This is a genomic window from Sphingobacterium sp. LRF_L2, assembly GCF_965644235.1.
Taxonomy (GTDB): Bacteria; Bacteroidota; Bacteroidia; order Sphingobacteriales; family Sphingobacteriaceae; genus Sphingobacterium.
In genome coordinates this window covers 381932-398387 of record NZ_CBFFRI010000004.1, presented here as the reverse complement: position 1 = coordinate 398387, position 16456 = coordinate 381932, and the positions used below count along the sequence as shown (strand labels likewise).

Here is a 16456-nt window from a genome sequence, read left to right as displayed (position 1 = left end):
TTGTTTGTTTTACTTTATTTTATGATTTTAAAAGAATACAAACTTGTTATTCAAAGCTAAAAAAGTTACAAATCAATTTCCATAATCGGTCTGCATATCCATCATGACGGCAGGCTATCATCGTTGCTTTTAAATAGCGTTCACCCAAAAAGATTTCCAGTGATCAATAGGTTGGATTATTGTATACTTAATTTATTGAGCAATTCTTTTAAACGACTGATATGTGTTTCCAGTTCTGTTGTACGTTGTTTTCTTTCGGTATTATGAGGACTAGCTGTACCTCCGCTTCGTCGTATCAAACTTGCAAGGAAGTTTTTTCGTTCCTCCATCATACGCATAGCTACCCAAAGTGTCTCCTCTGTTTTTTTGAGATACTGATCCTCTAAAAAGCGCTCGGAAAAAACATGACCAGTGAAGCATCGGTAACGGGGGGTATCCTCTTCGTCGATCTTCGTTAATACACCGCCGCAATCAGGACAGGTAAAGATGGTTGATGATCCCAGAGCCTGTGTTTGCTTATAGCTACTTGCCATGCGCATCGTAATTTCGGCTTCTTTTTTCAACTTAACAGGAGTGGGGGCAGGCACACACTCTTCACGGCTGTCAATATCGGCCAGGATATAGCCAATATCCGATAGCGAAACTCTATAATCAACATCAATATTATTAATCACATTATTTGGCATGTCCGCATAGTCAGCCTCTTCAGGTTCTTGGACAATACATAGTCCACCGGCGCTTTTTATGGCAACCATGCCTGATGTACCATCATCTAATAATCCAGACAAAATGATTCCAATTACACACGAATTATACGCTGCAGCCGCTGTGCGAAATAAGATATCGATTGAAGGTCGCCAATGGTTTTCTTTTGCACCATTCGCAATTAAAATTTCGCCTGTTTTTATCATCATGTGATTATCTGCTGGCGCTAGATAAATTTTTCCTCGCTTTATTAATGTGCCGTTTTCTGGAATTTCAATAGGCCAGGTTGCATGACGTCCTATCAATCCACGTATCGCATTTGGATTAGCACCGGCACTGAGGTGAATGACGACAAATATAGCGGCATCCATATTCTTAGGGATAGTACTCAACAGCATTTCCACTGCTGTAATACCGCCGGCAGAAGCCCCGACGACAATAATATTATTTATTTTGTCATCACTCATTTTACGTTAGTCAAATACGGAATTTGGATATGAAATGCAGTCCCTTTTTCTTGCGAAAGGACAAAAGTACCACCGAGAAGAGATACGCGATTACTAATGCCGCGAAGTCCTGATCCTTGTTGAGACGCTGTCTCTAAATCGCCCTGGATACCGTTTCCATGATCTGTTAGCTGGAGATTGACATGGGTATCGGTCAAATCTATAGAAAGGGTAGCAGCATTGACCCCTGCATGTTTCACACTATTACTGATGAGTTCTTGAGCAATGCGGAAGAGATATAACTGTATTTCTCTAGGTAGCAGATCTGCTTTTTTATGGATTGATACGTGCACCTTAAAATCAACAGATTCCATTCGATGGCATAGGTTATTTATGCCCGCCGATAATCCGAAATCCCGCAGTACAGAAGGATGCAACTCAATAGAAAGGTTGCGAAGCTCTAGAATAGTTTTGTTTATCAATTCCTGAACATTTTCAAGTTCTCCAGCATTTTTTTGATGATCTCTCTGAAAATGGTTGAGGTTTAGTCTAATTCCGTAAAGGGTTTGGCATACGCCTTCATGTAGAATTTCGCTAATTTGTTTTCTTTCTTTTTCTTGGGCTTCTATAACAGCTTTGCGAACCAAGGCATCTTGTTTCTTTAAAAGTAACTCCTCTTGTACAGCATGATTTTTTCGAGTGGTAATGTCGACCAAGATACCCGCCAACAATTTTGTATTCTGGTTGACGTTGACCTCTTTTCCTTTTACCAATATGGTTCTGACTACACCATTTTTCGCAAGGACATGAAGCTCCTGATCTACCAAAAATCCAATTCCAGATGGAGATAGTAAATCTTTAAACTTAATAGCGTCGTCCGTTGCAAATAGTTGTATTAATTCCTCATAATCCACATCCTTCTGACCACACTCTAGATCCAAAATTTGTTTGCTAAAAGCATCTAGAGTAAACGTTTTTGTATCTAAATTATAAGTCCATGTGCCTGCTTCAGAAACGATAAGCGCCTGATTTAATTGTTCTGTTGTTCGTTGGTATTCGGATTGTACGTTTTTAAGGTTGGTGATATCCGTCAAGGTAATGTAAAATGACGGAATTTGTGTGGAGCTATTCTCGACCAAAGTTGCATCTAATTGGACGGTATGGCGATCATTCGATGATCGTAAATTCACTTCTCGTCTTCCACTGCTGTTTGGAACATCTAGCGAATAGAGAAGCTCATAATAATCGTTTTGTGACTTCTCGCTAAGTAAGCCCGCGAAATTTCTACCGAGCAGTTCGCTAGCGATCTTAGAATCAAATAATACTAATGCTTTTTGGTTAATTTCCTGAATCGTACCTGCTTTATCTAAGATAAGATAGCCTACAGGTGCTGCATCAAAGAAGGTTGTAAATTTTGTGCGTTCGGTGTCCAATCTGCCGTAAGAAGAACGTAGTTCCTCATTTTGCATCTGCAGTTCTAGTTCGTAGAGTTCTAATTCATCAAGAAGAAGTGTAATTTCGTCTCTATCCCGATCGGCATCGACTTCCCTTCGGGAAGCTAATAGCCGTTCAGCTTTCCGTCGTAAATTACTGAATCTATTTTTATTGTCAATTATCTCTCTCTTTTCCATATTATCCCTCTCGAAACTTTAGAATCATGATGTATTGATCTGGAATTTCTACAAAAATTTGTTCCTTAACGACTTCTAAACGTTTCGACGTTCCAATAAAGCCCGGTTGAATAGGAGCATACGTTACGCCTTGTTGACTAGCAAGTGCTTCCTCCAATACTATTTTCATATTCCACTTATGACTAACAATCTCTGTAAAATAAAGTTCACGAGGTTCTATATTATTTAGCTGAAAAAGCTTGATAAAAGAATGATTGTATTGCAGCACTCGATGGTCTTCATCCAATAAAACGCATGCTTCATGCTGTTGATCAATAAAATGTTGAGCAAATGCCATTGCTTTTTTAAACTGGAAATTTAAACGTTGGAATTTGGTTTTTTTGTTTAAACTGAGTACTGCACCACTAATAAAGTTGTCGGTGGTTCGATAAGGAGCTATACGTAAGAGATAGTGTTCGCCATCACTATTTGTTATGTCAATCTCTTGGCCATTAAGTGTTTCTATGACTTGGCGGGTCAATTCCTCTAGGTACGAGTGATTGAAAATGCTGAGATGTGGGATAATGAGTTTTCCGATGTCGGTACTTGACAGTTTTAAAAGTTTGCTTGCCTGTGGCGTATAGCGAAGAATATGAAGGTCGTTGTTCAGAAAAACAGTACAGCTCTCTGTATTGTCAAGTAAATTTTTCATGTCGTTTTGCAGCACCGTAAGTTCTTCTGCCTTTTTTTGATATTGGAGATTAATCGACATGAGTTGTTCGTTTAACGATTGCATCTCTTCCTTTGTGGTCAAGGCTTCCTCATTTGTACTTTGTAATTCCTCATTGGTACTCTGTAGTTCTTCATTCGTCGACTTCAGTTCTTCTAGCGATGTTTCCATCTGTTCGATGCTGGTGTGCAGTTGTTGCTTAGTATAGTTTAGTTCTTTTTGAAGCTCGTCGACTGCAGCCTCGCTCACCATACTATTCTTTTTGGTGGGGCGTTGATTGCGTTTTGAAAGTTCCATTTCTGAAAAAGTGACAAGTAACATATCCTTTAAAGGAGATTCATCAAGATATTCCACCACAAAGTTTATCAAAAATATGCGATCCGTCTCTTTGATTTTCACGTCCTTTACTTCCACACGATGTTGCGTGGTATGTGCTTGGTGGAGTGCATTTCCCAATACATACTTCAGTTCTTCTCTCACCATACGATGGACATTCATCGTTGCCTCTCCAGGCTGTAGCTGGATGTAGCGATTTGTTTTGCCGTTTACGTAGAGAATCTCCCCCCGTTCGTTTAGAAGGAGGGAAGGTGGGGTATGGCGATCTAACAACAATTTGTTAAATTGTTCGGCTACAGGATTTTTTTGGTTTGAAGGTGTCGTCTCTTGTTTGACTTTATTTTTGTTTCCTGTATGAAATGGAAAATCTAAGAATTTGCTAATCGAGGAAATCCCTTCCTTTCGTTGGAAAATCTTCCATTTTGAATCGATCACATTGAAGATCTCATGAAAGCCGCTGATAGATTCTGCTGGTCCTAAAAATAAAATGCCATTTACTAGCAGTGAATAATGGAATATCGGTACCAATTTCTTTTGTAACTCCGCGGTAAGGTATATCATTACGTTACGACAGCAAAGCAAGTCGAGTCTGGTAAAAGGCGCATCTTTCACCAAATTGTGTTGCGCAAACACAATCATTTCTCGTATTTCTTTTTTTACCATATACCCATTGTTTTTCTGAACAAAAAAACGATGTAATTGCTCCTTACTTAACTCTGAAACAATATTGGAAAAATAAAAGCCCGTTCGCGCATGTTCTATGGCATTAGAATCTAAATCTGTAGCAAATATTTGTACTTTAGGCTTCCTTCTTAATTGAGATTTTTCCAAAAATTCGCTAATGAGAATAGCTACCGAGTAGGCCTCTTCTCCGGTAGAGCATCCTGCAATCCAAATTCGTATGGGTTCTTCATTTTTCTTGGACTTTACGATATGTTCAATCTGATCTCGAAGTAAATCGAAAGCCTGACGGTCTCGAAAGAACTTCGTTACTCCGATCAGAAGTTCATTGAATAGGGTATCAATCTCCATCGGATTTTCCCGCAGGTATGTAACATAATCTGCATAATCCACCAATTGCAAGAAGGCTATACGGCGTTCAATACGTCTAAATATGGTGTTTTTTTTGTACAGACTAAAATCGTGTCCTGTATTGGATCGCAGTAACAACAGAATTTTCTGTATGTATACATTATTATTTTTGTCCGTTTCTGTCTCTTCTTCATCACTTTGTTGTAATGCGGGATGTCTAAGATATTGAATCAGTTTGCCGGGCATTTCTTCCGTTGGCAATACATAGTCGACAAGCTGGGTTTTTACAGAGGCAGCGGGCATACTTGGGTATTCAGCGCTATCTGGTTCTTGTGCCATTGTCATACCTAGCTTCTCTTTAATCATTCTTACCCCAGTTTCTCCATCTGCGCCTAATCCAGAAAGGATAATCCCGACTGCCATTTTACCCTGATCTTCGGCTAAACTTTGAAAAAAATAATCTATACACATATGCGCCCCTTTTTCGCGGGAAGGATCAAACAATAACAGATTGCCCTTGTGAATTCCAATATCTTTACCACAAGGAGAGAGGTAAATATGATCAGGCAGGACACGCACACCGTCTTGCACTTCAATAACGGGCATATGGCTATAAGAACAGATCTGTTTCAAATAATTGATATCTTCATCAGAATCTTGATGAAAAACGAGAACGAAGGCCATTCCCGATTGCGCGGGCATATATTTAAAGAATTGTTCTAAAGCTGGTAACACACCACTTGCTCCTCCAATCCCAATAATTGGGAAAGGAACTGTATCTATTTTTTGTTTTTGGGTTGAATCAACAATGCGCAAATTATTTTTCATTTTCTCGATTATATTCCTGTATCGCTAATTTAGCCTAATAAATGATAATCCACGCGTCAAATCCTAATTAGTTGTCTCAAAACAAGTATTAGTCGTATCAAAAGCCTTTCTATGACGGTTATCGCTTGACCTTGCCGCTTAAGTTGAAATGTTTCTGTATCTATTCGTTAAAACAAGATTGTACAGAAAAATTATTGGTAAATGTTAGGATAACAAGCAGCAGCAGGCGTGAACGCATAGATTGACAATGTGAGTTTCATCGTGTTTTATAGAAAAGAAAAGTACTACATTTGCTATAATTGTACATTTTTATTGCAGATGAGTATTAAGCAAGAAGATCGATTTTCTACGGTAAATTATTCTGGGATTTTTCTGTCGTGTTTTACCGACTTTAGTAAGAGGTGTGTGCACGCTGCCCCTGAACATGCATTGGTATATGTGTATTCGGGCGAGCAGATTATTGAGAATGGAAAGGAAAAAATAAGAGTACAAGCTGGTGAATGTGCTTTTATTCGACGTGATCACCGTTTAACGATCCATAAAAATAACTGTGAAAATGAATTTTACCAAGGCATAACTTTAACGTTCAAGCGCGATGTATTACGTGATTTCTATGATAGAATCGATAAAACCGAGATTCCACGGGATGTATCTTTTACGGAGGCTACAGTATTCAAGATAACGCCTAGGCCAGATATTACCAGTCTATTTCAATCGCTTACACCTTATTTTGATGGGGCTGTAAAACCATCAGATGATGTTGCTTATTTAAAATTAAAAGAAGGTATATATGCTTTGTTAAGTGATGCTAAAGTTTTTTACCCCATTTTGTTTGACTTTACCGAGCCCTGGAAGATTGATATTTTAAGTTTTCTGAATGCAAATTATATGGACGATTTATCACTTGAAGAAATCGCTTCCTACACTGGACGTAGTTTAGCAACTTTTAAACGAGATTTTAAAAAAATTAGTCCGATTACTCCCCAGAAGTGGTTGATAAAAAGACGACTTGAAGAAGCCTATCACAGGCTCAAAGAGGGACAACGTGTTCGTGAAGTTGCGCATTCGGTGGGATTCAAAAATACGTCTCATTTTTCTACAGCTTTCAAAAAAGAATATGGGGTGCCTCCAACTACGATTTGATGAGGGACAAGATTTGGACCTGTCAGAAACATAAATTGAGCCGATAAACAATGTTGATGTTAGCTAATCGTTTTAGATTTGTGAAAGATAATTAAACGGACTACCATCCGATTTATTGTTGATTTTTTTCTTTGCAACTAAATATATATATGAGCACATTCACAGTAAAAGCATTTGGCGCTGAGGCCGCTGATTCAGATTTAAAGCAGCTAGCTATCGTGCGCCGCACGGTAACTTCTAATGATGTAGAAATTGATATTTTGTTTTGTGGCGTTTGTCATTCTGATTTGCACACGGCAAGGAATGAGTGGCATGGCAGCATTTACCCTGTTGTTCCTGGACATGAAATTGTTGGACGTATTATACAAGTCGGAGATAACGTTGATCGCTTTAAGGTGGGAGATATTGTGGGGGTTGGCTGTATGGTCGATAGCTGCAGAGAGTGCGAGAGTTGTAGAGATGGGTTGGAGCAATATTGCGAAAAAGGAAATATCCAGACCTATAACGGACAAGATGTACATCTCAATAAACAGACGTTTGGAGGGTATTCTGAACGAATTGTTGTCGATGAGAGTTTTGTATTACGCATTCCTGAAAACCTAGATTTGGCTGCTGCTGCTCCTCTTCTTTGCGCAGGCATTACCACATATTCTCCATTGAAACATTGGAATGTCGGTCCAGGTAAGCGCGTTGGGATTGTAGGTATTGGCGGTCTCGGTCATATGGGCGTTAAATTAGCGAAAGCAATGGGAGCGCATGTCGTTGTTATCACGACATCGGCATCCAAAGTTGAAGATGCAAGACGTTTAGGGGCTGATGAAATAATTTTGTCTACCGACGAAATACAAATGCAAGCCAATGCCAATAGTCTACACTTTATTTTAGACTGTGTTTCTGCCGCACACGATATCAATTCGTATTTGAGTTTGTTAAAAAGAGATGGTTCGTTGACACTTGTCGGAGCTCCTGAACACCCGCTTCCTGTAGCAGCTTTTAGTTTGATACCGTCGCGTAAGACTTTGGCCGGTTCGATGATCGGAGGTATTAAGGAAACACAAGAAATGCTAGACTTTTGTGGCGAGCATAATATCACCTCGGATGTTGAATTGATCAGCATGGAAGAAATAAACGATGCTTATGAGCGACTGTTGAAAGGAGATATAAAATATCGTTTTGTTATTGATATGGCATCTTTAAAGAATTAATATTAGAATTGTCGCAGCGATATTCTGAGAAAGAGTTTCATTTAAAGTAATCTATTATTGTGTATGTTGGCAATAACGCTGAAAAAATGTGAAAAAGTAACAAGGAATTTGCGAACATTCTTTTCTTAGCGTTGTTCTCTTGATGATAGCAAAAAGATTTTACTAAAAGAGAAACGCATATGGAATTTATCGAACTTACACACGGTATATTGCGCTTGTTGCAATATAAAGGTTATACAGTGTTGACCTCTGTTAGTCCACTTAATAGTGATGATCCGACATGGTATCCAGAAAAAGTACCCGTGGAAGAGTTGAAGGGGTTAAACATTACTGTCGTCGGAAGAACAGCTACGCCTGCGAAAGATAGACATCTTATGTTAATTGACGATGCCCTGGAAAATATAAGAGAAGAGGAGCTGATAGGACAGGTTTTTCTAGATTAGCCTACCAGATATTACTCCTTATGTAAAAATTCTCTGTTTTTATTGAAACAGAGAATTTTTACCAATTAGTTAAGCTGGGCTAAGAGCGTAATCTTTTTTTCGTTTATGGCGTTAACTTATTTGGATTGCACTTCCTGCGAACACTTTGTAGTTGTTTCCATGCGATTTCCAAACGCGTAAATACCGATATTTACCTGCCAAAGGTCTTCCTTCAAAATCGCCTTTTAACGCAATGGTAACTGTTACGATACATGTATCATCACTGAGCTGGCTGATTTGGTAATCCGAAGGTACCAAGGATTCAATATTCATCTTTTCTTGACGATACGTCTCTATATCCATTGTTTTCGTAATCGTTTGACCTGATGGTAAGTTAAACAGGAGATCATCATGTAAAAGTTCTTCGAGCGTTGGGATGTCGGCATGAATAATCGCTTTATAAAGCCGATCTTCAAGTTCCATAATTAATTCCTTTGTCATATGAATAAATTTATCCAGTTTGTCAGCAATAAAAATAGGATGTCAACATGCAAACTTTAGTTTACCAAGTGTTCTTGATGAAGAAGTTGCTGCGGAATATCAAAATTCGAGAAAAGTAATTTAACGATAGTTCCAGAACCTATTTCACTACTGATTTCTATTGAAGCCTCCAGACGTTCAACTATTCTTTTCCATTCCAACACCAGCACCTTCAAACCCTGCCGAATTAGACATTCTTTTGAAAACGTCGTAAATTTGAGATAGTTCATCCGAACTGATACCAATACCATTATCCGTAATAACATAGCACAAAGATCCATGATCAATGTAGCTCTGGATACTTATTTGAGGTTTAGCAATCTGGCTAGAATATTTAATGGCATTGCTAATCAAATTACTGAACAATTGGTATAACAACGTTTTTTCACCGAATATAGGTAGGGTATTCTCAATCTGTACATTGGTGAACGATACATTGTAGCGATTAGCGCAACTTTCGCTGATATTCGTAATGGTCGTAGACATATCTACCCATTCGGGCGTAAATTCATATACTTTTGCTCTGGAAAATTCAAATATTTTATCGATAAGAGCTTCCATATTTGCTACTGAATCCAAAATAGTTGTTGTTCCTCTAAGCACAAATGGATGTTCCTGACCAAGTTTGTCTTTCAAAAATTGCCCCATTAATTTGATCGACGATAATGGGTTTTTCAGATCGTGAGTTATGGTATATGAATACGTGTCTAACGCATTATTTAGTTGGATCAGTTCTTGATTTAATTTATTTAATTCCTCTGATTTCTGTAATAGACTATCTTTGATAACTTGTCTGATCTGACGTAGTATATAGATATCTTCATCAGTCCACCTTGGAGAAGTACCATGGACGGAAAGTTTCCAAGCTTCAAAAGATTGTCGTGGTGAAGCTTTATAGGCATCTAGCTGTTGATCATATTCAATTACTTTTTCGGGTTTACCTGCCCAATTTTCTTCAAAAATAACTTCATTTCGAAAAGCATAAATGCTAAACGATCTATTGGCGTCGATGTCCACTCGACAAAGACCCGCAAATGGAAGATCCCAGTTATTTTTTTGTCCATGAAGTAGGTTGAATTGATGATCTTTAAATATCGTCTCGTTGGTAAGATTGTTGATATAATTGTGAAGACTATAGAGTAACTTCTTTGAAACACCAGCCTTATGGGTAATCACACTATTTTGGTGAAAAATGGCCATCCCATCTGCTCGTAATATATCTTTGAGTTCCGGCAATGCTTCCGATAAAGCTGTTAGCGTGTTGTTTTTTAATAAAATACTCTCTCTTAGTTTCAGCTCTAGCGAACTCGCTCGCTTTGTGTATTCTATATCTCGTTCTTTAAGAAGCGTGAGATGTCTATTTGCTGTAAATTCGGTTAAGAATAGACAGATGGTGCGTTCCGTATGGTCTACATGACGCGATTTACTATTTAAACACGTAACTAGTCCCCATAGTTTGTCTTGTATCAAGATCGAGAAACTTAAGCTCGCCTTGACGCCCGTATTCTCCAAGTATTTTAAATGTACGGGGGATAGCGCTCTTAGATTGCTTTCTGACAAGTCAAACGCTTGATCAGATTTGCTAAAAATAGGATGTGTCTTAGCTTTTATATCCGATGTTTGTCTCGCATGATGTTTAAGATACAGTTCGCGGGCTTGCATTGGAATATCAAATTCTGGATAACGGTAACCTAGAAAAGAAGTTTCCTCCTCCGGTTTGCTTTCTGCAATGACTTGGCCACTGTTGTCCTCCATAAATTGGTAAACCATTACACGATCGTAACCGATAATTTTTTTTATATTTTCAGTTAAAGCATCCCATAGTTTATCTCCAGATTTATTTATATTTTTTGAATAGGTGGAGAAGTTCAAAATTTGAGGAAGCAATATATTCTTATCTTCAAATTCTATATAGATTAAACCGCAAGACTGATATACGCGTATGGTAAATAAAGAATTTAAAAATGTCGTTTCCAACAATTCTCTTGTTTCTGGATTTACAGCCACTTGTTGGATAAGTGAAATAATAGGTTTTGATTCTTCGAAAGAGCAGTTTTCTAAAAGAGAAGCGGCGGGTTGATCGAGGTATAATTGTGGATTTCCGCCTATCCAATCTTCAAAATTCTCACTAATGCCTACAATCTTTAGATCTTGGGATAGTATCAAGATTTTTCCAAAATTTTGAATCCTTCCGATTAAATGGATAGGTTCATTCTCACAATCGATCACTTTTTTCGTCATACCATTTCGGATTTAATTAGGTGAAAGTACCTAAAATTTATTCAAATTTCTCATGTAGAGAAAGAAATACTGGTTATTGTTTACTGAGGTTAATTTATGTTGTTTAGTGAAATTATAGTGAATGATAAAAAATAAGCGAAAGAGAATTCGTTAAAACAAAAGCCCGTAATAAAGAGGAATCAATTGATAGCATGTAGTTTGTACCTGTTTTTGGATAATCTGTAAATAGTTCGATTGATTTCCAAACAATTCCAGTGCATAATTGTCTATTTAGCGTTGTGATTAAATTAAAACTTGTAGATTAAAGAATCCCCTGCTGCGAAGCACGGGATTTCTTTTTAACTTATCCATAGATTTTCAACCGTTTGTTTCATTTTTTATGATGTCATATGGTTTGAAAATACGATACCAGATCTCGGCGCTAGATGGATTTGCTCGCTGTTCCATTCATTTGTTTTATGCCCTCCCCAAGCCAATTCCTCTGTGTCCAAAAGGAGAGCCCAGTCTGCAGTACATCGAAAATCTACCCATTGAACCTCTGTCGAAAAATTCATGAAGCATTTTAATTGGGATTGATCGTTTTCAATAGTTAACACAATCAATTCCCTCGCAATGTCGTGTTCCACTGCTACATGATTTCTTTCTATATTATTTAAGAGCTTATTCGTTTTACGAAGATCTAGAAGAGCCTTATAGTACAGAAACATCGATATATGGTTCTTCTTTTTGAGCTCATTCCAATTCAAAACGCTACGCGTGAAGGTTGATATTTCCTGAGGATCGGGTGTGTTTTCGTTTTGGTGAAAGTCTCTAAACTCTTTCTTTCTTCCTTCGCGGACAGCGGCGATTAACTCGATATCGCTGTGGCTTACAAAATATTGAAAAGGGGTACTTGCATTCCATTCTTCGCCCATAAACAACATCGGGATATAGGGGGAGAGGAATACAGCAAGTGCCATGAGGCGTTGCGTATTAGCTCCATATAGTGTTCCACTTCGTTCACCTAACATTCGATTGCCCACTTGGTCATGATTTTGAGAGAAAACAATGAACCTATTTCCGGAAAAGCCTGCTGTCTTGCTCCCGAAGAAGTTTTTGCGGTGTTCTGAATACCCTCCATCAAAAACGTATGCATCGTTGTACGCTTTCGCTAAGTGTTCCACGCCATTAAACTCGCTATAATATCCTTTTCGCTCTTCCCCGACGGCTACCCGAAGGGCGTGATGAAATTCGTCTACCCACTGCGCATCCAGGGCAAAGCCATTCTTTTTTAACGGTTCCAAAAAACGGGTATCATTAAGGTCACATTCTGCAATGAGGTAGCGTGATTTTCCATCTTGTGCTATATATTTGTCGGTTTCTTTTCGGATTTCTTGGAGCACATGCACAGGACTGAAGTCTTTCATTGCATGGACGGCATCCATCCGTAGGCCATCGATATGAAAGTCTTTAAACCAGCTTAATGCATTAGAGACCATAAAATGACGTACACCATAGCTCCAAGCGTCGTCATAGTTGATGGCTTTACCCCAAGGGGTACGGTATTTTTCGGTAAAATAGGGGGCGAAGTATTCCAAATAATTTCCTTCCGGGCCAAAATGATTGTAGACCACATCAAGGAAAACGGCAATACCTTCCTGATGGCAGGCATTGACGAGTTTCTGTAATTCTTTCGCACCACCGTATGCATGCTGTACAGCAAAACTAAATACGCCATCGTACCCCCAATTTCGGTTGCCAGGGAATTGTGCTATCGGCATGATTTCAATCGCATTTATGCCAAGTTCTTTCAAGTAAGGGATCTTCTCGGTGATTGCATGAAATGTGCCAGTAGAGGTAAATGTCCCCACATGCAGTTCGTAAATGATTAGTTCATTGAATGCGGGAGGGCTGTAGTTTTGATCTTGCCAGTTAAAGTCTATGTCGACAATAGCGGACGGGCCATGTACCCCTAGGGGCTGTGAACGAGAGGCGGGATCAGGATATTTTTTGCCGTCAATTACAAAATAGTAATGTTGGCCGACGTACAGTTTGTCCGATTCTGCAGACCAATAACCAAGAGGTTGCGGAAGAAGCGGTATCGATAATCCTGTATCTTCTAGTAGACAAGTTACCTCTTTCGCGCCGGGAGCCCAGACGTGAATTAAGGCATGGCTCTCTTGTAGGGTAATTCCTAAGGGTTGCATAGGGTATCTATTTTGTTTTTTGAGACATCAGTACCACCACCGATCGCCCTTCCACCGTAATCTTTTCGTTTGCTTGATATGCAGCATGTTCTGCGATGCTATCTAATTTTGTGTCCAGCATTTTTACCCATGATATTGCGTACTTATCTGAGGGCAGCTTATAATGTATGGGCTCCCAATACGCATTGAACATAATATAGAAGCTGTTATCTTCTATTTTTGTGCCTTCTTCGCTTAACGAGCGTATGCCATGACCATTTAGATAGACCGCAAGTGATCGTGCCATATCATTTTGCCAATGTTCATTTTCCATTTCATTGCCTTCAGGAAGGAACCACGCGATATCTTCTAGTCCTACACCCTTTACAGGCATCCCTTGAAACCATTTTCTTCTACAGAAAATCGGATGTTCCCTACGAAATTGTATAAGTTGCTTGGTAAATCGAAGTAAGCTTTCGTCTTTGTTCGTCCAATCCAACCAAGAGAGGTCGTTATCTTGACAGTAGGCGTTGTTATTACCATCTTGTGTACGTCCAAATTCGTCTCCAGCTACAATCATGGGAACGCCTTGTGACAAGAATAATGTCGTTAATAGATTTCTCTTTTGTTGGCTACGGAGGCTGTTAATTTCCTCGTCATCTGTTGGTCCCTCTGCTCCGCAGTTCCAGGAACGATTGTGGCTTTCCCCATCATTGTTGTTCTCACCGTTAGCCTGATTATGCTTCTCGTTGTAGGATACCAGATCATGTAAGGTAAATCCATCGTGAGCTGTGATAAAGTTGATACTCGCCGTTGGCGTACGGTAGTCATCTTGGTATAAATCGGACGAACCTGTTAATCGATCAGCAAACTCGCCCAGCATACTATCGGCACCAATCCAATAATCGCGCATACAGTCGCGGTACTTTCCATTCCATTCAGCCCACCCCGGAGGAAACTTTCCGACTTGATAGCCGCCTTCTCCAATATCCCAGGGTTCGGCAATTAATTTTACTTGGGAAATAACAGGATCTTGATGTATGACATCGAAAAAGGAACTTAACTTATCGACGTCATGCAGTTCGCGAGCCAAGGCAGAAGCAAGATCAAAGCGGAAACCATCGACGTGCATCTCCAAAATCCAATAACGGAGGCTATCCATGATCAATCGAAGTACGTTTGGCAAGCGTGCATTTAAGGTGTTACCTGTACCTGTAAAATCCATGTAATATCTTGGTTCTTCCGTCAGGCGATAATATGCTGCATTATCAATCCCACGGAAGGATAGCGTCGGCCCCATTTCATTGCCTTCTCCAGTATGATTGTAGACGACATCGAGAATAACCTCTATGCCTGCACGATGTAATGCTTTTACCATTTCTTTGAACTCGTTAACTTGCTCGCCTTGGATTCCTTTGGCCGTATATCGGACATCTGGTGCAAAAAATCCGATGGTATTGTATCCCCAATAATTCGTTAGATTGTTTTCCTTGAGATGTCTATCGGTAATAAAATGGTGTACGGGCATAAGTTCGACGGCGGTTACACCGAGTTCTTGCAAATAAGCGATAGACGATGGGTGCGCCAAGCCGGAGTAGGTTCCTCGTATTTCTTCAGGAATAGCTGGATGCATCGCTGTAAACCCTTTTACATGTGTCTCATAGATTATACTTTTATGCAGCGGGATTTTTAAAGGTTTATCTTCTTCCCAATTAAATCCCGAGTCGACGACCACACACTTGGGTACAAAAGGTGCACTATCTGTTTCACTGAAGCTGAGATCAGCGTCGGGATGACCAACTTCGTATCCAAAAAGCGAATCGTCCCAATCCAATGTGCCGGCTATTGCCTTAGCATAGGGGTCGATAAGCAGCTTGTGAGGGTTAAAACGATGTCCATTTTGAGGTTCATAATTACCGTAGACACGGTAACCATATAATTGACCCGGCCCAAGTTCAGGAATATAAACATGCCATATTTGATGGGTACGCTCTTTTATCCGGATTTTTAAGGCTTCCGTGGGGTCGTTGGTATTATTGAAAAGGCACAAATCTACACCTTCTGCATTTTCGGCATAAATAGAGAAATTTACACCGTTACCGTCATATGTCGCACCTAAAGGGTAGGGAGATCCCGCAAAAATTTTTGTATCCATTTTTTTAGTGTATAGTTGTAAGAGTTCAAGCGCCAATAGAACAACTGGTTTGTCATGTAAGTTTTTGAAAATTTGTACATTTTGTTTTTTGATCACAACAGCATACTTCGATGGTCACTTATACGCGCATGTGGTTATTTATACCCATTTGGTTGGTTGCTTGTACAGTATTTAAATGAATGTGAAAACGTATTGTAATTGCTGCTGTTCAATCCACAAATTAAAATGTTAATATCATGGCGAATAAGACAGAGAAAAACAACATGCCTAATGCACATTTGCATGAGCTTTTTGTAGACGAACTAAAAGACATTTTAGGCGCAGAAAGACAACTTCTAAAAGGATTGAAGAAAATGGCATCTACTGCCCATAGTAAGAAATTGAGATCAGCTTTCGAGACACATCTCCAACAGACGGAAGGTCAAATTGAACGTTTGCGGTCTGTTTTTTCAAGTCTGGATATGACTCCGCGTGGAAAAAAATGCAAAGCGATGGAGGGCTTACTGGCAGAAGCGGATGAAATTATAGAGGAGTTTCAAGATAGTCCTGAAGTGTTAGATGCAGCCCTGGTAGCAGCAGCCCAAAAGGTAGAACACTATGAAATTGCGAGCTACGGCTGTTTAGTAACCTATGCAAAGCTCATGGAGCATGATGAAGTGAAGGAACTCCTTGGACAGACACTGGCTGAAGAAAAGGAAACGGATGAGTTATTAACTGAAATCGCTATGAGCGATTCAAATGTAGCTCCAATAGTTTAAGCATTTTTCACTTAATGATGTCCGTCATCGTCAGCGGTGATCAATTAACTATCTAAAATTATTCAATAAGGTTGATCGTGCGCTGCCGGTGACGGATTCGTATTTATTTAATAGACGAGATATGTATGGCCCGTTAATTT

12 protein-coding genes are annotated in these 16456 nt (G+C 39.3%); 4 read left to right on the top strand and 8 right to left on the bottom strand.

Features of this window, described 5'->3' with window-relative positions:
• Positions 1-176 precede the first annotated feature (176 nt).
• The 3 genes from ACSZOX_RS10495 to ACSZOX_RS10485 are packed head-to-tail and all read right to left on the bottom strand — an operon-like array spanning position 177 to position 5687.
• Positions 177-1172: a chemotaxis protein CheB gene (locus ACSZOX_RS10495; protein WP_437919878.1), complete on the bottom strand. Its 996-nt coding sequence runs from the start codon at positions 1170-1172 to the stop codon at positions 177-179.
• On the bottom strand, positions 1169-2782 hold the full coding sequence (locus ACSZOX_RS10490; RefSeq protein ID WP_437919876.1) for a PAS domain S-box protein: 1614 nt from the start codon (positions 2780-2782) through the stop codon (positions 1169-1171). The genes ACSZOX_RS10495 and ACSZOX_RS10490 overlap by 4 nt, the downstream gene beginning before the upstream one ends.
• A 1-nt stretch (position 2783) precedes the next feature.
• A complete protein-coding gene (locus tag ACSZOX_RS10485; protein ID WP_437919874.1) occupies positions 2784-5687 on the bottom strand; it encodes a CheR family methyltransferase in 2904 nt (967 codons plus the stop codon).
• A 318-nt stretch (positions 5688-6005) separates the two neighbouring features.
• On the opposite strand from ACSZOX_RS10485, the gene ACSZOX_RS10480 reads away from it, so the two are divergent.
• The 3 genes from ACSZOX_RS10480 to ACSZOX_RS10470 all read left to right on the top strand — a co-directional run bounded on the left by ACSZOX_RS10480 (position 6006) and on the right by ACSZOX_RS10470 (position 8478).
• Positions 6006-6830 (top strand): helix-turn-helix domain-containing protein, encoded by an 825-nt coding sequence (locus ACSZOX_RS10480; protein ID WP_437919872.1) that lies wholly within the window; start codon positions 6006-6008, stop codon positions 6828-6830.
• Positions 6831-6979: 149 nt separating this feature from the next.
• Complete coding sequence (locus tag ACSZOX_RS10475; RefSeq protein ID WP_437919871.1) at positions 6980-8035, top strand: NAD(P)-dependent alcohol dehydrogenase; 1056 nt, start codon at positions 6980-6982, stop codon at positions 8033-8035.
• A gap of 179 nt (positions 8036-8214) precedes the next feature.
• On the top strand, positions 8215-8478 hold the full coding sequence (locus ACSZOX_RS10470; RefSeq protein WP_437919869.1) for a hypothetical protein: 264 nt from the start codon (positions 8215-8217) through the stop codon (positions 8476-8478).
• A gap of 111 nt (positions 8479-8589) precedes the next feature.
• Here ACSZOX_RS10470 and ACSZOX_RS10465 read toward each other — a convergent pair whose 3' ends face one another.
• From ACSZOX_RS10465 to glgX, 5 genes are all read right to left on the bottom strand, one after another.
• Positions 8590-8958: a nuclear transport factor 2 family protein gene (locus tag ACSZOX_RS10465; RefSeq protein WP_437919868.1), complete on the bottom strand. Its 369-nt coding sequence runs from the start codon at positions 8956-8958 to the stop codon at positions 8590-8592.
• A gap of 56 nt (positions 8959-9014) precedes the next feature.
• Positions 9015-9158: a hypothetical protein gene (locus ACSZOX_RS10460; protein WP_437919867.1), complete on the bottom strand. Its 144-nt coding sequence runs from the start codon at positions 9156-9158 to the stop codon at positions 9015-9017.
• Positions 9136-11238: an ATP-binding protein gene (locus tag ACSZOX_RS10455; RefSeq protein ID WP_437919866.1), complete on the bottom strand. Its 2103-nt coding sequence runs from the start codon at positions 11236-11238 to the stop codon at positions 9136-9138. Before ACSZOX_RS10455 ends, ACSZOX_RS10460 begins: the two co-directional genes overlap by 23 nt.
• A 377-nt stretch (positions 11239-11615) precedes the next feature.
• Complete coding sequence (gene treZ / locus ACSZOX_RS10450; RefSeq protein WP_437919865.1) at positions 11616-13424, bottom strand: malto-oligosyltrehalose trehalohydrolase; 1809 nt, start codon at positions 13422-13424, stop codon at positions 11616-11618.
• Positions 13425-13431: 7 nt separating this feature from the next.
• Positions 13432-15558 carry a glycogen debranching protein GlgX gene (gene glgX / locus ACSZOX_RS10445; protein ID WP_437919863.1) on the bottom strand — a complete coding sequence of 709 codons (2127 nt, stop codon included), beginning with the start codon at positions 15556-15558 and terminating at the stop codon, positions 13432-13434.
• A 236-nt stretch (positions 15559-15794) separates the two neighbouring features.
• On the opposite strand from glgX, the gene ACSZOX_RS10440 reads away from it, so the two are divergent.
• Positions 15795-16316, top strand: coding sequence for a ferritin-like domain-containing protein (locus ACSZOX_RS10440; protein WP_437919861.1), 522 nt, complete (start codon positions 15795-15797; stop codon positions 16314-16316).
• Positions 16317-16456: the final 140 nt, after the last annotated feature.